General features: G+C 67.5%; 24 protein-coding genes and 1 tRNA gene. 6 read left to right on the top strand and 19 right to left on the bottom strand.

Features of this window, described 5'->3' with window-relative positions:
* Window position 1 precedes the first annotated feature (1 nt).
* Complete coding sequence (locus tag ACFY3L_RS12895) at window positions 2-1,837, bottom strand: SCO2524 family protein (protein WP_389322167.1); 1,836 nt, start codon at window positions 1,835-1,837, stop codon at window positions 2-4.
* 435 nt (window positions 1,838-2,272) lie between these two features.
* Between ACFY3L_RS12895 and ACFY3L_RS12890 the strand changes: the two genes are divergently transcribed.
* The 3 genes from ACFY3L_RS12890 (at window position 2,273) to ACFY3L_RS12880 (ending at window position 4,757) form a co-directional block, all read left to right on the top strand.
* Complete coding sequence (locus ACFY3L_RS12890; RefSeq protein WP_389322165.1) at window positions 2,273-4,360, top strand: family 20 glycosylhydrolase; 2,088 nt, start codon at window positions 2,273-2,275, stop codon at window positions 4,358-4,360.
* Window positions 4,361-4,389: 29 nt separating this feature from the next.
* On the top strand, window positions 4,390-4,617 hold the full coding sequence (locus ACFY3L_RS12885) for a DUF6158 family protein (RefSeq protein ID WP_389322163.1): 228 nt from the start codon (window positions 4,390-4,392) through the stop codon (window positions 4,615-4,617).
* A 68-nt stretch (window positions 4,618-4,685) separates the two neighbouring features.
* A tRNA-Val gene (locus tag ACFY3L_RS12880) sits at window positions 4,686-4,757 on the top strand.
* 58 nt (window positions 4,758-4,815) lie between these two features.
* Here the strand turns inward: ACFY3L_RS12880 and ACFY3L_RS12875 are convergent.
* From ACFY3L_RS12875 to ACFY3L_RS12820, 12 genes are all read right to left on the bottom strand, one after another.
* Window positions 4,816-6,363, bottom strand: a complete 1,548-nt coding sequence (locus ACFY3L_RS12875; RefSeq protein WP_389322161.1) for a LacI family DNA-binding transcriptional regulator — start codon at window positions 6,361-6,363, stop codon at window positions 4,816-4,818.
* Window positions 6,364-6,377: 14 nt separating this feature from the next.
* Entirely contained in the window at window positions 6,378-6,719 is a 342-nt protein-coding gene (locus tag ACFY3L_RS12870) for a helix-turn-helix domain-containing protein (protein ID WP_389322159.1), read from the bottom strand.
* A gap of 61 nt (window positions 6,720-6,780) precedes the next feature.
* The gene (locus ACFY3L_RS12865; RefSeq protein ID WP_389322157.1) at window positions 6,781-8,439 is read right to left on the bottom strand and encodes a replication initiator; all 1,659 of its coding nucleotides are present in this window, start codon (window positions 8,437-8,439) and stop codon (window positions 6,781-6,783) included.
* Window positions 8,436-9,311, bottom strand: a complete 876-nt coding sequence (locus ACFY3L_RS12860) for a hypothetical protein (protein ID WP_389322155.1) — start codon at window positions 9,309-9,311, stop codon at window positions 8,436-8,438. Before ACFY3L_RS12860 ends, ACFY3L_RS12865 begins: the two co-directional genes overlap by 4 nt.
* Window positions 9,308-10,360 carry a hypothetical protein gene (locus ACFY3L_RS12855; RefSeq protein ID WP_389322153.1) on the bottom strand — a complete coding sequence of 351 codons (1,053 nt, stop codon included), beginning with the start codon at window positions 10,358-10,360 and terminating at the stop codon, window positions 9,308-9,310. The genes ACFY3L_RS12860 and ACFY3L_RS12855 overlap by 4 nt, the downstream gene beginning before the upstream one ends.
* Complete coding sequence (locus ACFY3L_RS12850; protein ID WP_389322151.1) at window positions 10,357-10,716, bottom strand: hypothetical protein; 360 nt, start codon at window positions 10,714-10,716, stop codon at window positions 10,357-10,359. Before ACFY3L_RS12850 ends, ACFY3L_RS12855 begins: the two co-directional genes overlap by 4 nt.
* A 35-nt stretch (window positions 10,717-10,751) precedes the next feature.
* Entirely contained in the window at window positions 10,752-11,429 is a 678-nt protein-coding gene (locus tag ACFY3L_RS12845; protein WP_389322149.1) for a hypothetical protein, read from the bottom strand.
* Complete coding sequence (locus ACFY3L_RS12840; protein ID WP_389322148.1) at window positions 11,426-12,235, bottom strand: hypothetical protein; 810 nt, start codon at window positions 12,233-12,235, stop codon at window positions 11,426-11,428. Before ACFY3L_RS12840 ends, ACFY3L_RS12845 begins: the two co-directional genes overlap by 4 nt.
* 198 nt (window positions 12,236-12,433) lie before the next feature.
* The gene (locus ACFY3L_RS12835; RefSeq protein WP_389322146.1) at window positions 12,434-12,853 is read right to left on the bottom strand and encodes a hypothetical protein; all 420 of its coding nucleotides are present in this window, start codon (window positions 12,851-12,853) and stop codon (window positions 12,434-12,436) included.
* Window positions 12,854-12,867: 14 nt separating this feature from the next.
* Complete coding sequence (locus ACFY3L_RS12830) at window positions 12,868-13,701, bottom strand: FtsK/SpoIIIE domain-containing protein (protein WP_389322620.1); 834 nt, start codon at window positions 13,699-13,701, stop codon at window positions 12,868-12,870.
* A gap of 104 nt (window positions 13,702-13,805) precedes the next feature.
* On the bottom strand, window positions 13,806-14,252 hold the full coding sequence (gene ssb / locus ACFY3L_RS12825) for a single-stranded DNA-binding protein (protein ID WP_389322144.1): 447 nt from the start codon (window positions 14,250-14,252) through the stop codon (window positions 13,806-13,808).
* A 98-nt stretch (window positions 14,253-14,350) separates the two neighbouring features.
* Complete coding sequence (locus tag ACFY3L_RS12820; protein WP_389322142.1) at window positions 14,351-15,280, bottom strand: hypothetical protein; 930 nt, start codon at window positions 15,278-15,280, stop codon at window positions 14,351-14,353.
* 123 nt (window positions 15,281-15,403) lie between these two features.
* Here ACFY3L_RS12820 and ACFY3L_RS12815 point away from each other — a divergent pair, with 123 nt between their 5' ends.
* The gene (locus ACFY3L_RS12815) at window positions 15,404-15,745 is read left to right on the top strand and encodes a hypothetical protein (protein WP_389322140.1); all 342 of its coding nucleotides are present in this window, start codon (window positions 15,404-15,406) and stop codon (window positions 15,743-15,745) included.
* Window positions 15,746-15,767: 22 nt separating this feature from the next.
* Here ACFY3L_RS12815 and ACFY3L_RS12810 read toward each other — a convergent pair whose 3' ends face one another.
* On the bottom strand, window positions 15,768-16,088 hold the full coding sequence (locus ACFY3L_RS12810) for a hypothetical protein (protein WP_389322138.1): 321 nt from the start codon (window positions 16,086-16,088) through the stop codon (window positions 15,768-15,770).
* A 233-nt stretch (window positions 16,089-16,321) separates the two neighbouring features.
* Here ACFY3L_RS12810 and ACFY3L_RS12805 point away from each other — a divergent pair, with 233 nt between their 5' ends.
* Together ACFY3L_RS12805 and ACFY3L_RS12800 are read left to right on the top strand one after the other, a co-directional pair.
* Entirely contained in the window at window positions 16,322-17,656 is a 1,335-nt protein-coding gene (locus ACFY3L_RS12805) for a hypothetical protein (RefSeq protein ID WP_389322136.1), read from the top strand.
* 21 nt (window positions 17,657-17,677) lie between these two features.
* Window positions 17,678-18,226 carry a GNAT family N-acetyltransferase gene (locus ACFY3L_RS12800; RefSeq protein WP_389322134.1) on the top strand — a complete coding sequence of 183 codons (549 nt, stop codon included), beginning with the start codon at window positions 17,678-17,680 and terminating at the stop codon, window positions 18,224-18,226.
* A 102-nt stretch (window positions 18,227-18,328) separates the two neighbouring features.
* On the opposite strand, the gene ACFY3L_RS12795 is transcribed toward ACFY3L_RS12800, so the two are convergent.
* The 5 genes from ACFY3L_RS12795 to ACFY3L_RS12775 form a co-directional block, all read right to left on the bottom strand.
* Complete coding sequence (locus ACFY3L_RS12795; RefSeq protein WP_389322132.1) at window positions 18,329-18,784, bottom strand: hypothetical protein; 456 nt, start codon at window positions 18,782-18,784, stop codon at window positions 18,329-18,331.
* A gap of 36 nt (window positions 18,785-18,820) precedes the next feature.
* On the bottom strand, window positions 18,821-21,937 hold the full coding sequence (locus tag ACFY3L_RS12790) for an ATP-binding protein (RefSeq protein ID WP_389322130.1): 3,117 nt from the start codon (window positions 21,935-21,937) through the stop codon (window positions 18,821-18,823).
* Window positions 21,938-22,591: 654 nt separating this feature from the next.
* Entirely contained in the window at window positions 22,592-23,092 is a 501-nt protein-coding gene (locus ACFY3L_RS12785; RefSeq protein WP_389322128.1) for a hypothetical protein, read from the bottom strand.
* 2,081 nt (window positions 23,093-25,173) lie between these two features.
* Window positions 25,174-25,461, bottom strand: a complete 288-nt coding sequence (locus tag ACFY3L_RS12780; protein ID WP_389322126.1) for a hypothetical protein — start codon at window positions 25,459-25,461, stop codon at window positions 25,174-25,176.
* A 142-nt stretch (window positions 25,462-25,603) separates the two neighbouring features.
* The gene (locus tag ACFY3L_RS12775) at window positions 25,604-26,794 is read right to left on the bottom strand and encodes an FAD-dependent monooxygenase (RefSeq protein ID WP_389322124.1); all 1,191 of its coding nucleotides are present in this window, start codon (window positions 26,792-26,794) and stop codon (window positions 25,604-25,606) included.
* Window positions 26,795-26,804 lie beyond the last annotated feature (10 nt).

Here is a 26,804-nt window from a genome sequence, read left to right as displayed (position 1 = left end):
GTCAGTCCTCGGAGACGTTCTTGCGGGCGTTCTCGAGCTGGTCGAGCTTCTGCAGCGCCTCGATCGTCAGCGCCGTGGACGTGCCCGGCCGCGACGACACCAGCTCCCTGGCGCGCAGCAGGTCGGCGCGGACCCGCTGGAGCTCCCGGCTCAGCGGTCCACGGCCGTCGATCGACCCGGCCAGCAGTTCCTTGTCGAACAAGTGGTCCGCCTCATTCAGAAGGTCGAGCGCCAGGCTGTGCAGCGCGTCGCTGCGCAGCGTCGGCCGGACCACCGTCTTCGCGGCGGCGACGAGCGCCTGCACCACGCGGACGGTGTAGTACCACGAGGGCAGATCGTAGTGCGTGTCGATGCCGGCGAAGGCCGACTTCGGCTGGTCCCACAGGCCCTGCCCCGGCGCGTCGTTGATCCTGCGCCGCCCGAGGTGGTCCCACACGCGGTCGGCGAGGTCGATCAGCTCCGACCGCTTCTGCGCCTCGCCGAGCAGGCCGGCGATCGCGTGCGTGCGCTGCATGAGCAGCGCGGCGAACTCCGTGATCGGCCAGTGCAGCGGCGGGCCGACCGTCTCGGTGCCCTCCAGGTTGAGCAGCACGCCCGGCACGTGCAGCAGCAGCATCGGGTCGTCCTTGAGCGGGCGGGTGATCAGCCGGGCCCGCTCGGCCAGGTTGATCAGCACGTCGCCGATCCGGCTCAGCTCGGTGTCGGAGCCGCGTTCGCGGGCGAGGCCCTTCACGGCGAGGGAGGTGACCAGCAGGGTGAAGTAGACCGACTCCACGTCGTCGACCGTGCGCCAGGGGATGTCCTCGACCGGCCACCGGCCGGTGCCGAACGTCGCCACGGCCGCCCAGTAGGACCGGGTCAGGTCGTACCGGAGCTGCAACGCCTGCGCGAGCCGCAGCTGCTCCTCGTTGAGCAGGTTCAGGATGCGCGTGCGTTCCGACTGCAGGTCCTCGATCGCGTCGAGGGCGGTGACGGTGAAGTACAGGTAGGGCTTGTCGATCGCGATCCCGTCGGGCTGGCGGCCCACGTCCTCGACGGTATCGATGACCGGCGCGTTCGCCACGACGCCCCACGACCAGCCACACTCGAAGAGCCGGTCGGACTGGGCGAGGTCCTCCGGCGCGTTGCCGGAGCCGATCGTCACGTTGCTGAAACTCGCGATCGTCTCGCGCAGCTCCCGCCGCAGCTGGGAGACGACCGCCCGGGCCGGCAGCCCGCTCTGGTTGATCGTGCCGTAGAGGATCCGGCCTTCCTCGTCGTCGGCGGTGAAGACGTTGACGGTGAAGCTGCGCAGCAGCCCGATCATCGCCGCGCTGAGGCGGACCTGGGCGCGTGCCTTGAGATCTTGCAGATCGGCCTTCACCTGCTCGCGCTGCGTCTCCGGCTCATAGACCGTCACGAATCCTAATGTGGCCAGCGACAGCGTCATCGACGTCGAATACGAGTCGACGATCGACAGCTCCACCTGCTCCTTGGTGACCTCGGCGCCGGGCCGGGTCTTGAAGTAGCTGCCACCGGAGAAGACCGGCGTGCCGGTCTCCTTGTCGGAATAGGTGGTGAAGTACTCCCGCAGCACGCCGATCAGGTAGGGCGCGATGTCCGTCGCGCCACCCATCGGCCGCAGGGCCGCGATCATCGCCTCGCTGGTCTCGTCGGGCCGCTCCAGCCGGAACGTGTCGACCTGGGTCGCCGGCAGCAGGATGCACAGCAGTTGCTCCGCGTCGCTGATCGAGTTGCGCCCGTCGCGCCCGCCCCATTCCCAGGTCTTGTTTCTCAGGGAATTGCGGACCACGGCCTTCCAGATCGACAACAGCTCCTGACGCGGATGGACCCTCATCGACCGCACCACCATCTGTTCGGCGGCGCGCCCGCCGCACCGCACTCGTGAGAGTCGCAGTCTATTGGCGCCCGCAAGTCCTGGCATACCGTTCCCCCCCCCGATTGTGGCGGAACGTCGGACATGAATACCGATCCGGTTTTCCATCACCCCGCCGGGACACCCTTCGGGCAGGGTCCGGCCCGCCGAGCGTCACCACGCGCGGGCCGGGCGCTGGCACGATGGGGGTGTGGCGTCGCCGGTCGACGTCATGGGGACGGTGCGTTCGCGCTGTCGCCGCCCACCTCGCGTCGCCGCCCGCCTCGCATCACCGCCCGCCTCGCATCACCGCCCGCCTCGCGTCACCGCCCACCTCGCAAGGAAGCACTTGACAGCCAGCCAGTGGAGGCAATCAATTAACAGGAAACTTTACAATGAGTTTCCCTGGAGGACGCCGTGCATCGTCCCGCTCTGCTCGCCGCCGCGCTCGCCCTCGCGACCGTCACCGCCGGCGTCGCATGGACCGTCGCGGCCCCACCGGCCGACGCCGCCGTGGTGAGCCTCCAGGACGTGGTGCCCGCGCCCGCGTCCGTCCAGCCCGCGAGCGGTGTCACCTTCACGCTCGGGTCCGGGACCGGCATCCAGACCGAGTCGCTCGACGTCGGCAACGCCCTCGCCGCCCTGCTGCGCCCCTCGACCGGCTTCGCGCTGCCGGTCACCACGGGCAGCGGCACGCCGTCGAGCGGCATCGCGCTGCTGCTGTCCGGCGCGGACGCCAGCGTCGGCACGGAGGGCTACCAGCTCGACGTGACCGCGTCGCTGATCACCATCCGCGCGCAGACGCCGGCCGGCCTGTACCACGGCGTCCAGACCCTCCGTCAGCTGCTGCCGCCCACGATCGAGGCCCGGACCGTGCAGAGCGGGCCGTGGACCGTCGCCGGCGGACGGATCGTCGACCGGCCGCGCTACGCCTACCGCGGCGCCATGCTCGACGTGTCCCGGCACTTCTTCGGCGTGGACACCGTCAAGCGGTACATCGACGAGATCGCCCAGTACAAGCTGAACGTGCTGCACCTGCACCTCAGCGACGACCAGGGCTGGCGCATCGTCGTCGACGCGTGGCCGCGCCTCGCGACCGTCGGCGGCAGCACCCAGGTCGGCGGCGGCGCCGGCGGGTACTACACCAAGGCCCAGTACACCGACCTCGTCGCCTACGCCGCCGCCCGGCACATCACGATCGTGCCCGAGATCGACATGCCGGGGCACACCAACGCGGCGCTCGCCTCCTACGCGGAGCTCAACTGCAACGGCGTCGCGCCCGCGCTCTACACCGGCACCGAGGTCGGCTTCAGCTCCTTCTGCGTCTCGAAAGAGGTCACCTACACCTTCGTGCAGCAGGTCCTGAACGAGCTGGCCGCCCTGACCCCCGGCCCGTACCTGCACCTCGGCGGCGACGAGGCGCACAGCACCAGCGAGGCGGACTACCGCACGTTCATGAACCGCGTCCAGCCCTTCGCCTCCGCGCTCAACAAGACCGTCATCGGCTGGCACCAGATCGGCCAGGCGGACCACACCGCCGGCCGCATCGCGCAGTTCTGGGGCACCACCACCTCCGACGCCGACCTCAGCTCCGCCGTCAGCAAGGGCGACAAGATCCTGCTGTCCCCGGCCAACAAGACCTACCTCGACATGAAGTACACCAACGCGACGCCGCTCGGGCTGACCTGGGCCGGCCTGATCGAGGTGCAGACCGCGTACAACTGGGACCCGGCCACCTACCTGCCCGGCGTCCCGGCCGCCTCGATCCTCGGCGTCGAGGCTCCACTGTGGAGCGAGACGCTGCGCACCCTCGCCGACATCGAGTTCATGGCGTTCCCACGCATGCCCGCCTTGGCGGAACTCGCGTGGTCGCCGCAGTCCACGCGCGACTGGGACACGTTCAAGGTGCGCCTCGGCGCGCAGGGCCCGCGCTGGACCGTGCAGGGGATCAACTACTACCGCTCGCCGCAGGTGCCGTGGTCCACGCTGCCGTCCGCCTCACCCTCGGTCTCACCCTCCGCGTCGCGCTCCGCGTCGCCGTCGGCCTCCGTCTCGCCGTCCGCGTCGCGCTCACCGTCGCCGTCAGCCTCCGTTTCGTCGCCGCCCGCCGGTGTACTGGCGAACGGCGGCTTCGAGACGGGGTCCCTCGCGCCCTGGACGGGCAGCCGCTGCTCCGTGGTCACCAGCCCCGTCCGCTCCGGCACCCGCGCCCTCACCGGCGCCGTCACCGCCGGCGACACGGCACAGTGCCAGCAGACCGTCACGGTCCTGCCGAACCGCACGTACCGGCTCACCGGCTACGTTCAGGGCAGCTACGTGTACATCGGCGCGACCGGCACCGGAGTGAACGCCAGCACCTGGACCCCTGGCACCGGCAACACCTACGCCCCGCTGTCCGTCACCTTCACCACCGGCGCCACCACCACTTCCGTGACGGTCTTCGTGCACGGCTGGTACGGCCAGCCCTCCTACTACGCGGACGACTTCAGCCTCACCCTCGTGTAACCCGCCGCCCGCTGGGTACAGGTCAGTGCATGCTGACCGATGACACCGATGACCTCGGTCAGGGCGTCTCCCCGGACGCCCTGACCGAGGAAGAGCTGCTCCGCGAGCTGGCCAGCCTGCACGGCACCCGCCACGACGCTCTCCGCCACGGCTCCGACGACGCCCTGGCCAACCACACCCGCCGCACCACCGAACTCGAACGCGAGTACCTGCGCCGCTACCCCTCCCGCGAGATCGACCCCGCCCGCGTCCGCTGACACACCCCCCACCCGCCCCCCAAAGATGCGACATGCGGGGTGGATCAGGTAGAGTGCACAAACGTCACGGGCGATTGGCGCAGCGGGAGCGCGCTTCGTTCACACCGAAGAGGTCACTGGTTCGATCCCAGTATCGCCCACCGCGACAGTGCAGGTCAGGGGCCGGTATATCCCATCGGGAGCCGGTCCTTTCGCTTGTCATTGACCCTCCTGGGAGAATTCTGGGAGACGATCTTGGCCGCTCCCCCGGAGCAGTCGGTCCAGCACCCGCACGGGTGAGCGCGGGTGCATCCGCCGACGGGCCTCCAGCGCTTCCTGCCACCTGGCGGTCAGGCCCTCCAGCAGCCGGGCCGTCATCTCCGCCGTGACGTGCGAGTAGCGGCCCTGGATCGACCCGTCCATGTGCCCGAGCTGCGTGTCCATCAGCACTGCCGGGATGCCCATCTCGACCATCATCGTCTTGTACGAGTGCCGCAGCCCGTGCGGAGTCAGGTCCGGCGCGATCGGCAGCCAGCACGCCGTGGCCCGATCCATCCCGCCCCGGCCCCGCACCGGCACGCCGGGCCACGGGTCGGACAGGATCGGCACCGGCCGCGCGGGACGGGGTGCCTTCGCCGGGAACCGGCCGGTCGCCGCGGGCTGGAAGACCCAGGTGGCGAAGCCGCTGCGCCGGTGGTGCGCCGCCGTCGTCGCCGGTTCCACCGCCCGGGTGTAGCCCAGCTCGGCGATCGCGGCGGTGATCCGCTCCTGCGTCCCGGCGGCGACCCGGCCGGGGTGGTGCAGGAAGTCCGACGCCGTGCCGATCGAGACACCCGCCAGCCGGGCGACGTCGGCGAGCTTCGGACCGACCCGCCGCGCCGAGGTGTTCGGCGGCCGGTGCCCGTCGAACACGTAGGTGAAGCCGTGACAGGCGCACGGCTTCGGTGCCTTGCGGGTGATGTGTTCCCGGAGCATCGACAGCAGCCAGCCCGGCACCGCCAGGGTGCGGTACGAGTCGTCCTTCGGCGGGCACTTGACGAGCTCGCCGCTGTCCAGCTCGTACAGCTGCCACTCGATGCGGACGGCGGCCGGCCGCACGAACTGGGTCTCCAGGCCGATGACTTCACCCCACCGCGACCCGCTGAACCCGGTCCACACGACCTGGACGAACTCGTCGTCGCGGCCCGACATCAGCGCCGCCCGCTCGGCGATGAGCAGCACGCCCAGCGCCGCCGTGATGGCCTTCTCCGGACCCCGGTCGCGGGACCGGCCGGCGCGCTTGCCCCGGTTGGCTCGCCGGGCCGCCGGGTTCGCCGCGATCCAGCCGTCCTCCTGTGCGTCGGCGAGGACCAGATGCAGCGTGCCGCGCCAGGTGCGGATGCTGGACGCCGCGTAGCCGACCGCCCGCTCTCTCTGCTCCCAGACCGCGATGTCCGCGTCGGTGATGTCGGCCAGGTTCCGCTCCCCGAACGCGGGCAACAGGTGGTCCTCGAGATGCCGCCGGTAGTTCTGCATCGTGGACGGTGCCAGGTCCAGCCGGGCGAACCAGGTATCGACGTACGTCCCGAACAGCATCGGCCCGCCCAGCGAAGGTCGCTGGTTCGCCTCGCGGACCCGCGCCTCAGCGTCGTTCGCCGCCTGCTCCGCGGCACGCTTGGTGCGGAATCTGATCCCGGCTCCCGACTCGTCGGTGACCGTGCCGTACCGGCCGTCCGGCAGCTTGTACCGGGCGCGCCAGTAGGTGCCGCGCTTCTCTGCGTATCCCATGCCGATCCCTCCTCTCAGGCCGCAGCCGCTTGCTCGGCGGCCCGCTGTGCCCGGCGAGGCACCCTCGGCCGCAGGTGCGTGACCGGACGTCCCACCGGCGCCGGCCGGGTCGGCTCGACCACGACCACCGGCGTCGCCTCCACCGCCGGACGGACCTCAAGACGTTCGATGATGGCCGCGACGTGCTCCTCGGTGAACCGGAAGCCGCCCGCCACCCGGACGTACGGGATGAAGCCGTTGCGAGCCTGCTCCTTGACCCACCACTCCGAGCACCGCAGCAGCGCCGCCACCTCACACGGCAGCAGCAGCGCCCGCAGCCGCGACGCCCGCACGTCGGAATCGGTCTCGTTGCGCATGAGCCGGGACGTTCCTTTCCACCAGTTCTCTGTCAAGCCGTCCTTGACGGCGGATCGATGTTCATGCGGCGATGCTGGTCAGGTACTCACGCGCCTTCTGCTGGTGCTCGCGGGCCATTGCGGCGGAGGTGTTGGCGAGCATCGCGTCGGCGGGGCTGAGCCATCCGGCGCCGACGAACTGCAGGAAGTTGACGACCAGGACGGTCGGCTGCTCGGGGGTCTGCCCGTCGGGCTGCGGGCCGGCGGTCTCGGTCCGGCGGTGCACGATCCGGTTCTGCCGCAGGACGGCGAACGTGATCGAGTACGTGCGGGACTTGGTGAAGAAGTGGCCGCCGAAGCCGAGCATGTGTGCCCAGCGGCGTAGCCGCCGCCATGGCGCGCCGGGGTCGGTGGTGGCGACCCGGACGGCGGCGCAACTGGAGTGGGGGCAGACGCCTTTGGCCTGGTTGGTGCGGCAGATCGGCCCGGACAGCGTCGGTCGCCACGGCGGCGGCTGGAGGATGGCGGTGCAGCTGCGGTGCAGGCACGGACCACCGCAGGTGGGGCCTTGGACGGGCCAGCGGGGGCCGCCGAGGGTCCAACAGGCGTCGATGAGCCGTTCAGTGTGGCTGCCGTCGGGGTCGGCGTACACGTGGACGGTGGTGTCGGTGAGCCGGGCGGAGGTGTGCCCGGTGACCTCGGTCGCCTTGGTGGCGTACTTGGCGAGGTATGCCGCGACCATCCCGTCGGTGACGTCGCCGTCGGCGGCGACCGTGATGACCTTCGTGCGCAGCTGCTCACCCCAGGTCATCCGCCACCCGTCCGGCTTCACCGGGTGCGGCGGGGTGGTGAACCCGGTGACCCGCACCGCGTGCTCAACGGCGGCGACCAGGTCATGCGCGTCGATCCCGGCCGGCGGCGGCAGGATCTCACCGGGGAAATCGGGATCGGTGCCGTCGAGCCGGATGATGGCGTGGAAGTGGATGACGCCCCGGCGTTGCATCTCGGCCGCCTTGCCGATCGCCAACCGCACGCTCTTCGGGTCGATGCCGCGCCGGTCGGCGAGCCGCCGCACGTACTTGCGGATCGCCTCGCTCGTGCGGCGCCACAGTTCGGTGGACTGCAGGTTCCACACGACCTGCGCGTCGGGGTCGTAGCAGTCCACGCACATCGGGGTGCCGAGCACCCGGTCGGTCGGCTCGTGCCGGGCGAAGCACACCAGCCGCCGGCCATGCGCGCAGACGCTGATGTCCCGGCGGGCATGGCACGGGTCGGGGCGGCAGTCGCACTTGGCGCGCTTGTCGCAGGTGTGGCGGCGTACGACGCGCGTGTGCACCTCACCGAAGCTCGGCGCGGTGAACGTCGGGAACACCGCCGGGTGCTCCGCCACGTACTCGGGAACACCCTTGCCGCCGACGAGCCCGGCCCGCACCACCTGATACGCGTCGCGCTTGTACGTGCGGGAGCAGGACGGGCAGGCGCTCTCCCGCCGGTTGCCGCACGCCTTGTAGATGACCCCGTCCGGCATGTGCGCCGTGTCCGCCGAGCTGAGCAGCCGCCCGGTCGCGGCCTCGACGGTGCTCATCGTGCCGGCGAGCCGGACCGGCCGGGCGCACCCGGACGCGGCGCGGACGTGCGACACCCACGCCGGGTAGTCCGGGCGGGCGGCACGGGCGATCGCCTGATGGCGGATTTCCGTCGACCGGGCCAGCGTCGCGAGGGCGGCGGGTTCGAGGGTCACCACAGCGCCGCCCTGGAGCGTGGGATCGCGAACAGCGCCGGCCGGGTGCTGGCGTGATCGATGGTGGCGTTGACGTCGTGCTGCCAGCGCAGGGCGTAGCGGAGGCAGTTGGCGCAGTTGGTGTGGGTGCAGCCGGGCAGCGGTGGTTGCCGGCGGGCCTGTGCGCTCCACGCCATCGAGTCGGCCGAGGTGAGGAGGTCGGCGTGGTGGGCGAGTCCGAGGGTCTTGACGCCGAACCCGTGCAGGCGGGTGACGCCGGCGGTGTGTAGGCAGGTGAGGACTTCGCCGAGTTGTCGTCCGGATTGGCGACGGCAGACGGAGCCGACGCCGACCAGGTCGGCGCGGGTCAGGTCGATGCCGGCGGCGGCGTACCGGTCGACGCAGTGCAGGTAGTCGCCGGGGGTCCAGCCCTGCACGACCGGGACGAACGGCAGGTCCGGGGCGAGGTCCCGTAGCCGCAGGTAGTTGGTGACGGTCCGGGCCTGGTGCTCGCGGACGGACAGGCCGGTCGTCGCGGTGATGTGCGGTTCGCACATCCAGTCCTGCGGCGCTGCCCAGGCCAGGTGGCCGATCTCGTCGCGGTACCGGCGTACGCGGGCGGCGTACTGCGCCGGGGTCGGGCCGTGGTCCCAGCTGCCGTGCTGGCTCAGTTCGGTGAAGCCGCCGGAGTCCAGCGCCCACGGTCCGTTCGCCCGGGGCAGGGTCCGGTAGGCGCGCAGCCTGCGGTCGGAGATGAACAGCGGCACGCCCAGGGCGAGGCGCAGCCAGTGCGGCTGATGGGTGCCGAGGTAGAACAGTGTCGGCTCGGCGCACAGGGCCGTGCCCGAAGCGAGGTTCGCTTCGGGCGCGACGCTGGACGTCGAGACAGTCACCGGGTCGCCCTTGCGGGGCGGTGGCCGTTGACGGTCGGGCGGTCGGTGCCGGTTGCGGCGAGGATCTGCGTTGCGGTTTCCGAGGACACGCGCAGTCGCACTGCGAGTTGTACGGCGGTGATCGGCGTGCCGTGCTCGGCGAGGTACTGCTGTGCGATGGTCCGGGCTCGGTCGAGCGTCGCCGGGTCCACCAGCGGCAGTTGCGGTTGTGCAGCGCCCTGCGAGGTGACGGAAGGGTCGGTCGCGGGCGGTGCCAACGGCGCTGCCGGGGTGGTCGGGACGGTGGGCCGGGTCGGGCCGGAGCGGGCAGTGCTGCCGGGTGCGGCGGCCGGGGCCGCAGGTGTCGCGTGGATCGGGCGTGGCCGGACCCGTTCGGCGAGGTCCGCCGGGGTCGGTTGGACCGCCGTGATGGTCGGGGCCGGTGCCGGCGGGAGGGCCGGGCCGGTCGGCTGGACGGGGACGTCAGGGTTCGTGCCGGGCGGTTGCTCGGGCACGGGGTTGGCTGCCAGGCCATCTATCGACGCCGCATCGTGCCCCGGGGTCCGGGTCGCATCGTTGGGCGTCACGACAGTTTCGTAGGTGTGTTTGGTGTCGAGTTGTGCGGCTGTTCCGCTTTCTCGACGGATGAGTGCGCGCATGTGCACGGCGAGCCCGGCGACCGCCGGCGGCAGAGCGCCGACGACAGCAGCCAGGACCGTGCGCCAGACGACGCCGGTGTCGGTCCAGGCCGACAGCATGTGGTACGCCGACTGTGCGGCAATGCCGATGCCGGCGGCACCGTAGGTGTTCTTCTTGGCGAACGCTGCGACCTTCGTCGGGACCGGTGCCATCCACAGCACCAGCGCGACGACGACGTAGCCGTCCACCGCCACCGGGAGCAGCCAGGCGAGCCTCGCTGTGACACCGCCGATGGTGAAGTGGCCGGTGAACCCGGCCAGGACGGCGAGCGCGATCCAGGTCGACGCGGACAGCCCGAACGAGGCAGCCAGCACCAGCCAGGACGCGAACGACGCCAGCCGGGGCTCGCCGGTGACCGGTTTGGTGTTCATCGGTCACCACCGACCAGGCTGCTGTGGAACGCAGCCGCCGCCCGCATCGCGCCGACCACTTCGGCCGTCGTGACGGTCGGGTCGGTCACCCAGTACCAGACCTGGTTCAGGCCTTCGCCGGGCTGGACGGTCAACCGGTGCGACGCACCGAGGTAGCCACAGAACAGGTCCATGACCTCCGTGAACGTCGCGTCCAGCCAGTACAGGGACCTGCAACCGTCCAGGTCGTTCCAGTACTGGTCACGTGTCGCGACGACGGCGATCGTCTCGATGACGCCCGCCGGACGCGGCATGTCCGGGTACCGCTGCGCGGATCGGTGGCCGTCGGCGATGCGGTCCGCCGCGTGACGGAGCACCTGGGCAGAACGAGCGGGGTTGCTGTACATGGCGGTCAGCCCTTTCCGTTGACGAGGTCGAACAGGGTCGGTACGTCGCGGTCAGGGACTGGCGCCGGTAGGGTCGCTGCCTGCTGGACCGCGCGTCGGGCTCGGAGAGCCTTCTTCGGGTCGCGCAGGTAGGCGAGCTGGTCACCGGTGAGACGGGACACCGCGTGCTGGTCCTCGGCGCGCCGGCTGAACAGCAGCGGACGCACGGTGGTGAGGGACGGGCACTCGGCGGAGCCGTCGGGGTAGCGGTAGCCGCACCCGGGGCACACCGACGGGATCGGTGAACCCGGGTAGTGCTCGGCGAGCACGTCGACCAAGGTGGAGACCGTCACGGTCAGCGCCGATTCGGTGAGCCGACGGTCCAACATGGAGCGGTCCGTCTTGTCGCCGTAGCGCATCTGCACCGCCTGGCGGGACACGCCGAGCCGGGAGCCGATCTCGTCCCACGAGTACCGGTACGGCATCGCACGCAGGCCGCGGACGGCCTCCCGCACCACCGTGTCGACCTCGGAGGACAACATCGCCAGCCCGGCAAGCGCCTCGATGTCACCGGCCGCGACCCGACGCGCGTACGCGCGCAGAATCCGCCGGGCGAACGCGTCGAACGCCGCGTTCTCCACCGTGCGCTTGACCCGCTTCGCACGCTTGCCCGTCAAGCCGGGCTTGACGCTCCGCGCGCTCATTCGGCACCGCCCAGGGCAGCACCAGCAGCGGTACCGAACGACGGCTGGCCGGGCGCGAACCAGTCCGAACACGTGTCGTCGGACTCGCTGTGCAGCACGCACGTCACGTCCGCCGTGCAGAAGCAGTACCGGCCGCAGACGTCGCAGTCGTCGCAGGTGCCCGCGACGTGCGGGTCACCCTCGTGCGGACGCTGCAGCACCCACTCCCGGAACCCGGCCACGACCACGGTCCGGTCATCCGGGTCGGTCGCCTCGACCAACTCGGTCTTGCCGCAGGTACGGCAGGTGAAGAACCGGCCGACGTACAGGTCGCCGAACCACTCGTCACCGGTCTTGCAGTACGGCACCTCGGTGTTCAGGAGCATCCGGTCACCGCAGCCGCAGCGCGGCACGTTCGCCCACGCCGGACCGGGCACCCACAAAGCGGCGTCCCGCAGCATCGCCAGGACGTCCGCCGCCGTGTGGCCGGGCATGTCGTTGAAGCCGAGCACACCGCCCATCTCCGGTCCGAACGTCTCAGCGATGTAGCAGTCCAGACGGAACAGCGCGGCGTCGAAGTCCTCGAAGCCGGGGTGCGTGACGTTGGACGCCGGGACCTCTGCCGGGTAGCCGTAGCAGACCATCGACAGGGCACCGACCGTGCACGCCGCAGGGTTCACCGCGTGCTCACTGTCGTACAACTCATGCTGGTTCCAGCCGTGCTCCGACAGGTACTTCGCGGCGGCCAGCAGCACGTCACGGACCGCGTCAGCGGCGCCCGTGGTGTCTGCGGTCGCCGGAGTGCCGGGGACACGCTGGGATGTCACGGTGTCCGTGACCTGAATTTGGGTAGGGTGCATCGCAACCGTCTCCTTCCTCTGGAGGGCTGTCGGTGGTTAGGACCGGCGGCACCGGAACGCTTCCTAGGGCGATTGATCCGGTGTCGTCGGCTGGCCCTGGCGACCACCGCACGAGCCGCAGACCCTCGTCGGGTCGCGGCCCGCACGGAAGCGGCCAGGCGCCGGCTATTCGTGCCAGTGCTGCACGACGGTGATGCAGCGACGCCCGACCGTCCCGGCCACGGCGACGGCCAGGGCGAGAACGACGACACCGCCGAGGACAGCGGTGGTCGAGATCGCCGCGACCGTCATTTCGGCCAGCGCCCACCCGCCGGCCGCGAGCACGCCGAGAGCGGTGGGCACGCTGATGAGGAGCAGCCGGCGGACCTTGCGGTCGTGGCGGGCGATCTCCTCTCGGCGCAGCAGCCACGCCGCGTACTGGTCGCGGCGCTCGATGCTCTGCCGGTGCTGGCGGCCCATCGCGTCGGCGAGGGCCAGGGCGAGGACGGCGGGCGGGAGGTTCGTCAGGTCGGCGCCGCCGGGGCGGGTGGCGGTGTCGACGTAGTGGATGACCCGAGGGGTCTGGACGGGCAGGCGCTTGGTCATGACAGGGCTCCTGTTCACGCTGCGACGACGTCCAGCGGACGCTTCTTGGGTTGGTCAGGGGTGGTGAGGCGCTGTTCGCGGGCCTCGGCGCGGCGGCCGGCGGCGTAGGTGGCGATCCGGCCGCAGGTGTCGTCATCCAGCCACGCGGTCCGCATCAGGAACGGCACACCGCCCTCAGCGATGAGCAGGTTCGTTCCCCGGCTCGTCGGCGGGATCGCCGTCGCCGACCAGCCCCGGTTCGCCCAGCCGTTGGCGAGGATGATGTCCGAGGACGAGTCCGTGGTGCAGCGGAACGCCGCCCGGTACGCGAACAGGTCCCGCAAGCTCGTGGGGATAATGTCCGACGACGGCCGCTGCGTCGCCGCCACGACGATGATCCCGACCGCCCGGCCCCGGGCGACGAGGTCCCGCACGAGCGCGGCGAAGTCCTCACGGAGCTTCTTGTCGCCGACCGTCGCCGTGTAGTACGCGAGTTCGTCGATCGCGATCAGGATCGGGGCGAACTTGTCGTTACGGCGGATCTTCCGGCGCAGCCGCCACCGCAGGTACCGGTACCGGTTGTCCATCACGATCTGCAGCCGCAGCAGCGTCGCGATCCCGAACTTGATGTCCGGGCCGACGAACACGTCCGCGCACGACTCCCACTGCCCGAGCTCGACCTGTTTGCCGTCGAACAGGCACAACCGGCAGTCCACGCTCAACGCCGCGTGCGCGACGATCAGGTTCAGCAGCGACGACTTCCCACCGCCGGGCTCGCCACCGATGAGCAGGTTCCGGTAGATCAGCGGGATACTGACCGACGCCCCGACATCATCGATGCCGAGGAACACCCGGTCGAAGATGGACATGTGCAGCGCACGAACCTCCGCCGGGGCGATCCACGCTTCCACGTCTTCGACCGGGCCGTTCACCGGCCGGAGCAAGGTCGTCTCCGTCGACATCGGACCGGACCTCAGGCCGCCACAGCCGGACGCTCAGCAGACGCCGACGCCCACGCGTCGTCACCATCGAACGCCGGCGTGAACCCGTCCCCACCGGAGCGGTTCAGCTTGACCACCTTCGCGGTCGCGAACCGCAGCGACGGGCCGACCTCGTCCACGTCGAGCTGAATCATCGACCGCTTCTCGCCCTTGTCGTCCTCCCACCGCGACTGCCGCAACCGGCCGACCACGACCACCCGGGCGCCCTTGGTCAGCGACTCCGCCAGGTGCTCCGCGACCGCCCGCCACGCGGTGCAAGTCAGGAACAGCGGCTCACCGTCCCGGTACTCGTTCGTCTCCTTGTCCCGCACCCTCGGCGTCGACGCCACCGTGAACCGGGCCATCGCCACACCCGCGCTCGTGTACCGCAGTTCCGGATCAGCGGTCAGGTTCCCGACCACCGTCATCTCGTTCGCCATCGTCACTCCCTCAACTCGCGAACGTCCAGCACGCCAACCCCTGGCGGCCACCGCACCCACCCGACGTGTTCGCCGGGCAGGACGGAACCCGACAGCATTCAGCGACGATTGCGGGGCTGCTCGACCGGCTCAGGCGCTGCCACGTCCTCCAGGTCGAGCGCCCACGCCTCCGCGTGACCCGACTCGGCCGGCGCCTTCGGGCCTGGCATGTCGGCGAACAGCGCAGCGAGGGGCGACACCACCTCAGCGGCGAGCGGGTCACGGCGGGACAGGTCCACCCGGATCAGCGCGGCGAACCGAGTCGATGCCCGGACCACCCGCACCTCGGACGCCCAGCACGCCACCGCCACCTGACCCGCCTTACCGTCCAGCGCCGTCAGATCCAGACCGGGCCGCAGCCACACCCAGACCCGCTCCCCCGCCGGCGTCGGCCGCGCCCACAGGATCAGCGGCAGACTCCCCGCCTGAGACCGACCCGCAGCCCGCACCACCTGGGAGAAGCACAGCCGCAGCCGATGCCGGACGATGACGCACCACGCCCACGCCACCACCCGTCGGCGCACCCTCCGCACCCCACCGACCACACCGCCGACGAGCAACACCAGAACCAGCGACACCCACGACGACGTCACGTGAGCAAGCCACGTCAGCGGCACCGCGATTCCGAGCGCCGTGGTGATCTCGACGGACCACCACCACAGCACCCGCAGCACAGGCCAAGCTGTCACCAGCACCGCCAACGCGACACCCATGACCGCGCCGAGGACCAAGCCCAGCGGCACCGCCGCCCAGAGCGACAGCCCTCCGACGAACAGCGCCATCGACGCCAACGCCGCGCTGACACCTCCGCCAACGAACAGCGCGACGCGGGCCTTCTGCGCGTACGTCCGCGACACCGGCGCATCGACCAGCGCAATCGTGCCTACCGGACGACCACCGAACAGCTTTGAGAGAGCCACAGAACTTGTCCCTTCGAGACAGATCCCTGGCCGGACACGAATGCCGTGTCGTGCGGCGTTCGCGTCCAAGCACGGGTTGGTTTGACTCTGATCAGTTGCTTCGCTCCGTACAGGGGGGCCTATACGGAGCAGCGTACAGGACCCCCTAAACGACGTCTAGGGAGTCCTTGACGCGGGGTAGGATTTGAAGCTGTGACCGATGAGGGCGTACCTGCCGAGGAAGCCGCGTTCCTGGACGCACTCGCTGCGCTGAACAGTGCGTACGCCGATTCGATCCACGCCGTCGACAGCATCGGCGACAGCGTGGCTGCGTTTGAACGAGCGACTGAGCTGTCCGGAGTTCTCCAAGACCTCGCGAAGAGTGCGGCGAACCTGCGAGCAAGTACAGCGCTCCGTGTTGCCGAGTCCGAAGGGCTTTCGCTAGCAGCTCTGGCCGGTCGGATCGGCACCTCGAAGGCGCGTGCCGACCAGCTCATCCGTGCCGCGAAGGCGCTTCGCGAAGCGACAAGCCCGGACGGTGGCGAGGCGCCGTAACAGCACCTCACCACCCAGACGCTCACCAGCTACGGGCACCGGTGCTCGCGCTCGCCAGTGCCGGCTCACACTCGACCGACGTTGCGGCGTCGAGCGGTTCGGCTTGGTGGCTGGCGGTCGACCTGCCGTCTCCGGAAGGCAGCCTGCCGTGGCTCATGGCACCGAACGCCATGAGCGCGCCGACAGTTCCAGCGACAGTCCCCACGGCAACCATCACCGACCACGCGGACACGGTGCCGCTGCCCGCCCCGAAGCCGACAAGCCAGAGGCCTGCGGCAGCGGAGCCAACGGCGGTGCCCACGACCATGTAGCGCCCGAGCGCTGAGTGGATCAGCCTGGCCATTGTCAACACCCCTTCCGTCATCCGTGACGAGCCCAGTCGCGCTGGGCAAGGCCCTCGTGACGATCATCGATCTGCGTCACACTGGAAGGGTGCGGTAGCGGACCGTGACATGACGAGGTCCACGGGCGGACACCTGACGGACCTCAGGCGGACCTGTCGCGGACCTTCGTTGAGCGGCCGACGTGCTTGCGCGACCGTGGACGTAGAGCCCCTTACAGCGTGAGGAGACGAAGATGGCGGGAGCGGCCGAACGTACGCCGCGCACCCTGCTGGAGCATCTGCTGTGGCAGCAGGACCGCACCTATGAAGAAGTGGCCGCGGACTTCGCTCGGCTTGCCGACACGCTCGGAGAACGGGCCACGATCAGCGCCCGGCACCTCCGCAGGCTTGCCGCCGGCCATCGTGCCGGAACCACGCCGGTCACCCGGCGCGTCCTGCAGACGATGTTCGCCGAACCGGTCGGTCGCCTCCTCGAACCATGGGCTCCAGAAGTCGAATCCGTTCACGGCACACCGGCAGCGCCGGTCAGCCAGGGGCAATTGCTTGCCCCCAGCGACGAAAGGAATCTGTTGACCATGGCCGCTCAACGAGCCCGGCGCTTCGCCCTCATCGCAGGTCAGGCCGGCGTAAATGCTGAAGTCATCGACCAGCTGCACGAGGACGTCCATGAACTGGCGGTCGCGTACCCCCAACGCCCGGTCTCCGAGCTGCTTGGCGACCTCACGCAGGTCCAGGAAACCATCTTCACGCTGTTGGAGCAGCACCAGAGGCCACAGCACGCACACCAGCTGTACTTCCTCAGCAGCGTCACCGGCGCGATGCTCGCCAAGGCGTCCCATGACCTCGCCGAGCCGCAGGCGGCCATGGCGCAGGCCCGGACCGCGTTCCTCTGTGCCGAGAGCATCGAACACGACGGTCTTCGCGCCTGGCTCCGTGGACTCCAAAGCCTCGTCGCGTACTGGGCCGGCCGGACTCAGGAGGCGGTGCGGTACGCGCAGTCCGGAGCCGAATTCGCACAGAGGGCGGGCAGCACCACCGCTGTCTGGCTGCCCTCCAGCGAGGCTCGCGCCTGGGCGGCTCTTGGCAACGCGGAGGCAGCGAAGGCCGCCATCGGCCGTGCTGAGGAAGCTTGGGACCAGATCCGACGGGACGACCTGGACGAGCTCGGCGGCATCTGCACCTTCAGCCGCCCGCGCCAGCTGTACTACGCGGCAGACACCCTGGCGTGGCTGGCGGGCGAAGCAGTAGCCGGCGAGCGCTACTCCGTTCAGGCGGTCGAGGCGTACGCCGACCCGTCCGCGCCGGAGTGGGCGTTCGGCGACCAGGCGGGCAGTCACACCGACCTCGCCATCGCCCGTATCGGCCGCGGCGACCTGGACGGTGCCGCCGAGGCCGTCGCGCCGGTGCTGAACCTGCCGGTCGAGCAGCGCATGAACGGCATCATCATCTCCGCGCAGCGCGTCCACCGCGCCCTGGCCGGCAACGACCAGGTGAGCCAGTCACCAGCCGCCGCTGCGTTGCGCGAGGAGATCGAGGTGTTCGTTCGGACGCCCCTGCGCCTCACCTGATCAGTGGGGCATCATCGTGGGATGGTCTACCCGGTGCTGCTCCAGGGCAACAAGGTCGTCCTTCGCGAGTTCCGAACTGAGGACGGCGAAGGCGCATGGCGAGTCGTCGGAGACGACCGGGTCACACGGACCCTCTCGTTCGACAGCCGAGACAGAACAACAGCACAGGCAATGATCGACGGCGCGATCGAGCGCGCGAAGCTCGACCCCCGCACGGAGTACTACCTCGCGATCTCACACACGGAAGCGGACGAACTCATCGGGTTCGTCCGCTTGGCTTTGGGCGGAGTCCAGGCCGCAAAGCTCGGCTACGCCCTACAGGCCGACGCGTGGCATCATGGTTATGCAACCGATGCGGTCTCGACAGTGATGTCATTCGCCTTTAATAGCCTTTTGCTGCACCGAGTCACCGCTGCCATCGGGCCAGACAATGAATCCTCGATGCGCCTGGTGGAGCGCCTAGGGTTCACTCGTGAGGGTGTGCTGCGTGACCATGTCTACACAAATGGCAACTGGCGCGACAGTATTTTATACTCCGCGCTCAGCCATTCAGTACAGTCAAACACCTAGATGCTCCAAGCTACGGCGGACCACTTCGTCAGCATCCAGGAGTTTCCGACTTACCTCGAAACCGCCGGCGAACGCGCGGCGCGATTGAACATCTGGAACCCATCACTTAACTGACGGCAGAACAAGGAACACAAACAGTACCCACAGCACTATGTTGGATAGTGCAACGAAAGCCCCGACGTACGTTTCATGCCATCGCTTCCAGTTGGACACTTTCGGCGGCGACCGGAACCCGACCGAAACGGCGTCGTCAGTCAATTCACATTCTTCCTTACGATAGTCCAGCCATGCCAAAACGCCAATAAATATCATCAAGATGGTGAACACTGCTATAAGTGAGGTTAGTGATAGAAGTCCTAGTATCCCCGCTCTCGCGACCGACGGATCGAGATTCCAGCTTCTGTAGCCAACGAAAACCCCAAGTGCGCTTGCAGTCAAAGCGGTTACCAACGTTTGGTAAATGGCCAAAAATCGGTACAGTGCTTCGTTGGATGTGTTTAGCTGCTGCAGGATGAACCGATATCGTTCCAGATAGAACTCTTCTTTGCCGTGATCCATTGCGAGAACGCCCCACCTTAGCCGTGAATGAGTGGATCAAAGAAGGTATCCCGATCGGCCGTCCCAGCTCACTGGGTCAAAAATCGCCCAACCCTCGATTGCCACCGCTTTAGCAAGCAAGTCCCAATCGAGATCGAGTTTGTTAGACCAAACTTCTCGATCGTCCAGGTGGCGTCGGAGTGTCTTCAATGTAGCTTGCCGTTGGGCTAGACTACTGGGGCCAGAACTCATCAAGCCCACTGTTACGGCAGCTATCCACGCAAGAGCTTCGCGGTCGTTTTCACCCAAGGCGCGCACATATTGGTCTTCGAATAGAGAAAACCATGGCCGACCGGGGAGTAGATAGATGGCTCCTCCAAGAGAAACCGCATCGTAGTCATCTAGCCCTACAGCCGAATCGGAGCTGACGGGAAAAGCGATGGAGTTCGCAGCGCGCCACCGCCGCGTAAGGGGATCAGCCACAGTCTGCGTTATACTCGCGTAGAATTCTCGTTCCGAGTTCCTCTTCAGATCTGCAACGGTAACGTGAATCCATTGGGACTCCGCCTCCGACATGCTCCATTTGCATTCCAGCCGACCCACCTGCGGATTGGCAGTCAGTGCGATGAGCCTCCACTCCGCACGGAAGAACCGAGACGTCTCGTATAGTGAATCGTTCACGACGAGCGGACCTGGCGGCAGCATAATTTCGAGCCCGCTTACTGAATTGATCAGATCCGTAAGCGATGCGGCGGTCGGCAACTCTCTTAGAAGGTGCTCAGTTCTTCTGATCAGTGGCTCGGTTAGGGTAAAGAAGCTGGGAAGCTTGCTCAGCTCGTCCATGGACATCAGCTTTCGCTGTGCGGCGTCTTCCACGACGATTAACGGAATCTTCCTTAGCTCCTGCTTGAGCCTCTCAGGCATTGCTGAAAGCAAAAGCGTGCTAGCACTGTTAGTTCGCTGCCTATCCCGGAATGGCAACATCAGCGCCGCGGCAATATACCCAACCTCGGCAGAGGCTTTCGACGGCGAAAATTTGTTGTCGGCCTGTAGTTTGACTAGCTGCTGCTTTAGGTGGTCACAGTAGCCAGCGTAGATTTCCGCTTCGGAAGCAGCGTACTCAGGTGTGTCGTCGATGTCAGATCGAGCGACGTTGGTTCGGGGGGCTTTCAGTCCCGACAGATTTGCGATCGCAAGGATCCCGGCATCGGAAAAGCCCGGCGATCCCACCCTGACGCGAACACCTTCAACACAGGTGCCCACCAGTTGCTCCGTCGCGACGCTATCGATGCTGACAAACTCCCAGGAACGGAAGTAGGGCTGCCATTCGACCGCATACGCTAAGTCAACAATTTCCCCGCGGTATTTTCTGATTTCAATCTGTCGAGCATTATCGTCGTAGCCGATGGTGCCCAGGGCCTCCTCAAGTGCCCCGGCGGCATCTTCGTGCCCAACTTCGACGGGTGGCTCTTCGTCTATCTGCAGCGTCAAGCGGCATCCTGGAATGATGAACCACGACTTGGCGAGCGCAAGCCAATTCTCCGCCTTTATGCTGGGCCGCACAGAAAGCCGTATCACGGTGCCATGCGGGGCGATCGTCTTAACGCGTTCGTCTGTCTCTTTGTCCAGTACTCTAATGAGGTACTTGCCGTGCACAGAACGGAGAGAAATCTGGCGTGCCTTCTGGTCGTCAGGATGGCAGGTGACAACATCCACAGCATCGGCAATCATGAACGTAGTCAACACGCCGATACCGAAACGGCTAATCGGATTGAAGTTCGGGTATTGCTTTTTGAATTGATCGCTTTGATATCTACTTGTGCCAACGCTTAGAAAGTTATCCTCGATAATCTCCTGAGTCATTCCGGTTCCGTTATCTTTTACCTCAAGAATCCGTTCATTGCTGTACCAGCGGATGGCGACGGCGCCGGCTTCATTTGAACGCCCGCCCCCTTTTTCATCTGAGTGTTGCAGTCTGACGGCATCGATTGCATTCTGAACGATTTCCCTGAGCACAACACGGCTATCGTTGTAGAGCGTATGGCCAGTTAGCAGGTCGAGAATCTTCGCCTGATTGATTTCGAAGACGAATTGACGTGGTAGAAATCCGTCGGTGGTAATCGTACTCTCATTAATGTCCCGCCACGGAAATCTATGCGGAACATCGAACTTCTTGGCGCTTGCTTCAATTAACTTGTGGCTGACTTCAAGCTCGCCCCGTGCGTAGGCGAGATAGTTTGTCAATGCGAAGAAGCCCTCTTCGTCTTTGAAATGCGCATGCACATCGATCGTGTCGGGCTGCAGACCGGTGCTAACATTGCCGTCTCTGTCGGTTTTCGGCTGTGCCAGCATTGCCCTTACTGCCATCTGCTTTGCCCACTCGCGCCGACTGAGAGGGTCGCTCGGATTCAAGATTCGAAACGCTATGGAGGGGGTCCGGTCTCGCGTGATCTGCAGTAAGTCGACGGTACGCAGAAGCACCGCCACATATTGAACATTTGCGATCTCCGCCGCGCTTCCGCCGTACGGCCTCCTGACCTGGTACTTGTTTGTGTCGTCCAGATCATTCAAGTGGTGACTCTCGCATACAAGGCCAAGGTCTGCGCGGAATACTGAATCCACCCCAGCTAGGAGTGGAGCAATTGCATTGCGTACGCCTTCAGTGTCACCAAGACGCTTACTGACTGAGCCTTCAACCCAGAGTTTGGACCTCTCAGCATGATTTGCGCGAACGAACTCCTCGTAGAGGAACTCGTCGGTTGCGTCTCCGAGAGTCTTCACCGCCGCCGTATAGTCGCGACCTCGGTCATCGCTAGTCTCTAAACGGGTGCGCCTGTACTCGTCGAATCCTGAAAAGTTCCTTGCATTAAACTCGTCCCGCGTTACAAGCATGCCTAGATCGTGAAAGTAGACGCTCAGTACCGTGAGCAGCCAGTCAGCCGGGGTCATCGCTTCCTGCGTTTCCTTAGGAATCACCCAGTCGAGCAGTTGGAGCATTGAGTTGACATGGCCTATGTCGTGACGGCTATACGTTTCAAAGATCCCCAGTTCGCCCACGTGTCGCAGCAGTTCGGTGATCTCCCGCTTGATCTGACGAAGATTGATTCCGTCGAATGCGGGCAAACTGGTCGCCTCTAGAGCTGCTGCTTCCGCTCTCGTAACAAGTTCGGCCATGAACGACTCCTCAGGCGGGTTGCAATGCGCAGAGCGATGATAACGTAGCGCATGGATGAGTAGTTCCCTTTGGGGTAGTCCATTCGGATTGACGTCAGGCCCGTCGGTCTATACGCGTGGTAGCCGTCCATGCAGGACTAGTGGCACCGCCAGCATTACTGTGAACTCTTACTGCAGCACCCGCGTGCTGGAGGGTGTTGCGCATCTGTCCGTGGGGTTACGGTTCGATCGGCAGACTGACGGCAGACTGACACGGCAGACTGACGTCTGACATCCCCGGCCAGGGTGAGAACTTTCCATACGTCTTCAAGGCGGCCCTGGCGGGCCGCTGCGCACCGCTCGGGGCACGCCGCGCCTTGCCGCTTCGCTCCCGGCGCGGCGACCCCGGCTGCGCGCGAGGTCCAGAGGGCACGCCGAAGCCCCGGACATCCTCAACACGAGGAGCCGGGGCTTCAAGCGACCCGGTGACTCTGCGTCTACGAACACCAGCTGCCGGCGCCGCACCGAGCGTGGCCCGGGCGCGCATCCAGGACGATGGCGAGCGCTTCGGCTGTGCGGCCGTTCCCGGCCTCGGCGACACGACAGCTCTGGCGGACATCGCGAAGCCCAGCGTTCACCGACTCCGGCAACCGCTGAGCGCCCGGGGCTTCAGCCTCAGAATCCGCGCCACTCCTCTATGGGAACGTAGTGCCACACGTCGTCGACCCGCTCACCGAGGAAGAGCGGCCGGGTGAGGGCCACGTCTCCCGCCCGCTGCGCACGAACGACCAAGCCAAGATCCACGAGATGCGGATCTGCGCCGGGCGAGTAGCGCAGCTCGGCGTCATGCCGGTCCACGTAGTCCCACACCCACTGCTCCACCTCGGAAGGCACACGTCCCACGAGCGTGGTGCCGTCCACCGTGACCTGCGGACCGACCAGGGCGTCGATCGCCACGCAGTACAGGCATTCCGCGCGAAAGTAGGCCGTCAAACGCCGGTACGACAGCACTACGACGCCCAAGCTTCCGCGGGAGCAGCTGCCCGGCCCGGCATGGAGCGCTGCCATCACCTCATCGGGACTCATCCCGAATCGCAGCGGTCCCACGCTGACCAGCGGATCGAGAACCCAGTGATCGCGCTCGTCGTCGCGCTTGACGTCCCATACCCCCGACACTTCAGTTCCTCCGTCCACGCCTGACGCCAGCCGGACGCTACTGGCCCGTGCCGAACCGTTGCCTCCGGCGGGTAGGGCCTCCGGCCCTACAACCCGGGACATGCCTCCGGCGGCCAGGGCTGCGCGCCCTGGACTGCGGCGGGCCGGGAAGCCCCGGGCGGGCTCCGAGCCCTCCCGTTGCGCACCGAGGGCTGCCATGCCGCACCGGCAGGGCGCCAGCGTCCGAGGGCAACACTCCGGTCCGTACGTCATGGCGCCCCACCGGCACAGCATGTCCGGGCGGAGCCTGCGCAACGGGAAGCCTCTCCGGGTCCGAAGCATGTTGCGGAAGCGCCACCAGAACCGCGTCACCCTACGGACGCCGCTGGGAGAATTCTGGGAGACGATCTTGCCCAACAGGCCCCAGAGCGCCGCCGCGAACCAACGGAGACCCATGCTTTGACCTGCGTCTTTGTCCGCGCTGGCAGGTCCGGAAGAGAAGTTGACCTTGTTCACACCGAAGAGGTCACTGGTTCGATCCCAGTATCGCCCACGCGACGGACGGCCCCTGCTCAACGGCGGGGGCCGTTTTCGCGTTCGTCGCGTGGTGTCATCCGCGCAGGCTTCGCCTGCTCCCCAGCGGGGGTTCCCACCCGCACCCCCATGCTTCGGCTTCGCCTCGCACTGCCTGCGCTGCGCGCGGCAGGACCTCCGCGTTCCGCGCGCCATCGTCCGGGGTCCGGCTTCCGGGGTTGGTTGGTCCGCCTCCTGGCAAACCAACAGGACGCATGAAGCAGACCAATGGACCCGCCGAGCCGTCCTCTACCTCCACTCGGGCCTACATCGAGCCCAGACCACGGAAGCACTGCGGCGCCTGGGTGACCTCGGCGCCGCGCCGGCCTGCGCCGAAGAGTCCGTCCGGACAACTGGCGGAACGCACTACGCGGCGCGGCCACCGCTTCGCCGGCCTCTCGCTCGTCGTCGACCAGCGCGGCGACGTCGACCAGGCCGTGCACGTCTGTACAGATGCTCGACTACGCCGGAAACATAGAATCGAGCCGCATACGTGACCGCGTCGCGCAGGTAACGAGCGTCCTCCGGCCACACACTAGGGTGCCAGCGGTGGCGGAATTCCTAGAACGGGTCGACATCGGCGCCCAACTCAGGGGGTTCTGATGCGCTGGCAGGTCAACTCCGAACGCCACGCTACCAAGACCAATGGGTCCACGTGCCGACCGCTGACGTTGAGTTGCCCGACGGCAGACACCTCGACCACCGCCTCATCCGCAGCGCCCCGGCGCCGTCGTCGTAGTCGTAGTCGACGGCGAGGTGCTCCGGCGTCACCGCTTCATTACCGACACGTGGACCTACGAGGTCCCCGTCGGCGCAATCGGCAACGACGCACCGTGTCGCAGCCCCCTCGCGAAGTCGAAGAAAGACGTACGGCGCCTCCTCGACAAGCGATATCTTGACTGGCACGACGGCGACCGTCCAAACTTGCGCTCTGAAGCCGACGCCTGCTGACCGACGACATAAGGCCGCCCACGTGCTCCGGGTAACACCGAGAAAACGCACGCAGTTGTCAGCCGTCCACCAACCGGGTGGCAGCCCATTGGGTTCACGAGACTCCGTCATCGCGCACGACCATTCGGCATCGCACCCGTTTAGCAGCTGGGTGCTCGATAGACGCCGGACACTTGTCAGGTGTGTCCTAAGGTTAACCGATTTCGTCTCCACTCGAGATATGTGGATGAGCACACGACGCAGAGCCGCCACCCGATTGGTGTCCGGTAGCGACAGGTCCATCGATTTACGTGTCACTGAGCCCGTGCGATCATCTGCACGTGCCATCAATTGCAGATGCATCGCCGCTGGCAATCGGCGCTGTAGGCGGTGCCATCCTGGCGCTTGCGCTCATAAGTCTCGGCCTGCGTTTGTGGGTTCCGCGTGGACCCCAAGGAAATGCACGGCTCCCGGGGCCGCTCCGAGCGCTGCGCAGGTTTTTCGACCATCCGACGTTCGTCCTCTACAGCGCAGGTGCGGAGGTCGTGCTCGGCATCGTCCTTGTGGCCATTGCGATCGTCCGAGCTGCCCACTAACGGTCAGTGCCACTGCCTCCGGCGGGTAGGGGGCCTCCTGCCCTGCGACCCGGAGCGCGCCTCCGGCGGCCAGGGCTGCGCGCCGACGTAGCCGCCCACCATGGCCACCCGGGTGTCCAGGTCCTTGCCGAGCAGGCCGCGCGGGCGTGGGCGGCCGTCCGGCGCCTCGGTGCTCAGGAACCGCTCGACCTCCCACAGCGACGACGGCGAGAAGTCGGCGCGGTAGCCGGCGGCCGTCAGCGCGGCCGCGGTCCAGTCCGCGCCCGCCCGCACGTCGTTGTCGATGCCCACGGGCATGATCTTGGCACGTCGAGCGCCTGTCGAGCGCCTGTCGAGCGAGTACCGAGATCGGATCAAACGCATCACCAACGCTCTGACCACGCAGCGCGACCGGTCGTCCGTGAAACTGCGACACGAACACCACGGCCAACAGTCAGGTGGGGACCTTCTCCGATTGCTGGAGGTCGGCGTGGGCGTCGTACGCGTGGATCCAGCTGACCATCTCGGGGAGGTTGGTGAGGCGTTCGTTGCGGGCCCGGGCTTCGGGGCCGTCGGGGACCTGGAAGCACTTGGCGTTGCCGCGGGAGCCGAGCTGGAGCTGGCGGGCGCGGGGTTTGCGGACGGTCTCGTACGCGGCGAGGGCGGCGCTGACGGGGAGGTCGGGGCGGCTCAGGAAGTGGGCGAGGACGGCGACGTCCTCGACGGCCTGGTTGCTGCCCTGGCCGGCGTGGGGCAGCATCGGGTGGGCGGCGTCGCCGAGGAGGGTGACGCGGCCGGTGCTCCACTGGCGCAGCGGCTCGCGGTCGAAGAGGGCCCAGCGGCCGGTGTCCTCGACGGCGCCGAGCATCGTGAGGACGGTGTCGTTGAAGCCTTCGAAGGCGGCGACCGCCTGGCTCGCGTCGCCCTTCGCGGACCAGGACTCGTCGGTCCAGGCCTCGTCGCGGGTGTACGCCACGAAGTTGATCAGTTCGCCGCGGCGGACGGGGTACACGACGAGGTGGCTGGTGGGGCCGAGGAAGAACGTGAGGCCCATGGACGAGCCGCCGGGGACCTTGTCGATCGGGACGAGGCCGCGGAAGCAGCTCATGCCGGCGAAGACGGCCTCGTCGGGGCCGGCCACGTGCTGGCGGACGGTCGAGCGGACGCCGTCGGCGCCGATGACGACGTCGGCGCGGGTGGTCGTGCCGTCGGCGAAGGTGATGGTGACCTCGTCGGGCGTCTCGGCGATCGTGGCGCAGCGCTTGCCGAGGTGGACCTCGCCGCCGGTGGCGCGGAACGCGTCGAGCAGGACCTGCTGGAGGTCGGCGCGGTGCAGGCCGAGGAACGGCGCGCCGAAGCGGCCGGTGTACCAGTCGCCCATGGGGTGCTCGTAGAAGATCTCGCCGGTGCGCCACTCGTGGAACTGGATGCGCTGGAGGTCGGAGCCGACCTCGCGCAGCGCGGGGCCGAGGCCGAGGCCGTCCATCAGCCGGGTGCCGTTGGCGCCGAGCGAGACGCCCGCGCCGATCGCGCTGAAGGTGGCGGCCTGGTCGTACACCTCGACCTCATGACCATCGGCGTGCAGGGCGATCGCGGCGGTGAGGCCACCGATCCCAGATCCGATGACTACGACCCGTGACGTCATGGTGCCCTCT

It is taken from the genome of Dactylosporangium sp. NPDC000521 (genome assembly GCF_042898305.1).
Taxonomy (GTDB): Bacteria; Actinomycetota; Actinomycetes; order Mycobacteriales; family Micromonosporaceae; genus Dactylosporangium.
This window is presented reverse-complemented; position numbering and strand designations above follow the sequence as displayed.

What these genes read in the sequence shown, in the direction of transcription:
- ACFY3L_RS12895 (WP_389322167.1), bottom strand. Translation starts at nt 1,837, where the DNA reads ATGAGGGTCCATCCGCGTCAGGAGCTGTTGTCGATCTGGAAGGCCGTG.
- ACFY3L_RS12885 (WP_389322163.1), top strand. Translation starts at nt 4,390, where the DNA reads ATGCTGACCGATGACACCGATGACCTCGGTCAGGGCGTCTCCCCGGAC.
- ACFY3L_RS12875 (WP_389322161.1), bottom strand. Translation starts at nt 6,363, where the DNA reads ATGGGATACGCAGAGAAGCGCGGCACCTACTGGCGCGCCCGGTACAAG.
- ACFY3L_RS12870 (WP_389322159.1), bottom strand. Translation starts at nt 6,719, where the DNA reads ATGCGCAACGAGACCGATTCCGACGTGCGGGCGTCGCGGCTGCGGGCG.
- ACFY3L_RS12855 (WP_389322153.1), bottom strand. Translation starts at nt 10,360, where the DNA reads ATGAACACCAAACCGGTCACCGGCGAGCCCCGGCTGGCGTCGTTCGCG.
- ACFY3L_RS12845 (WP_389322149.1), bottom strand. Translation starts at nt 11,429, where the DNA reads ATGAGCGCGCGGAGCGTCAAGCCCGGCTTGACGGGCAAGCGTGCGAAG.
- ACFY3L_RS12835 (WP_389322146.1), bottom strand. Translation starts at nt 12,853, where the DNA reads ATGACCAAGCGCCTGCCCGTCCAGACCCCTCGGGTCATCCACTACGTC.
- ACFY3L_RS12830 (WP_389322620.1), bottom strand. Translation starts at nt 13,701, where the DNA reads ATGTCCATCTTCGACCGGGTGTTCCTCGGCATCGATGATGTCGGGGCG.
- ssb (WP_389322144.1), bottom strand. Translation starts at nt 14,252, where the DNA reads ATGGCGAACGAGATGACGGTGGTCGGGAACCTGACCGCTGATCCGGAA.
- ACFY3L_RS12810 (WP_389322138.1), bottom strand. Translation starts at nt 16,088, where the DNA reads ATGGCCAGGCTGATCCACTCAGCGCTCGGGCGCTACATGGTCGTGGGC.
- ACFY3L_RS12805 (WP_389322136.1), top strand. Translation starts at nt 16,322, where the DNA reads ATGGCGGGAGCGGCCGAACGTACGCCGCGCACCCTGCTGGAGCATCTG.
- ACFY3L_RS12800 (WP_389322134.1), top strand. Translation starts at nt 17,678, where the DNA reads ATGGTCTACCCGGTGCTGCTCCAGGGCAACAAGGTCGTCCTTCGCGAG.
- ACFY3L_RS12795 (WP_389322132.1), bottom strand. Translation starts at nt 18,784, where the DNA reads ATGGATCACGGCAAAGAAGAGTTCTATCTGGAACGATATCGGTTCATC.
- ACFY3L_RS12790 (WP_389322130.1), bottom strand. Translation starts at nt 21,937, where the DNA reads ATGGCCGAACTTGTTACGAGAGCGGAAGCAGCAGCTCTAGAGGCGACC.
- ACFY3L_RS12775 (WP_389322124.1), bottom strand. Translation starts at nt 26,794, where the DNA reads ATGACGTCACGGGTCGTAGTCATCGGATCTGGGATCGGTGGCCTCACC.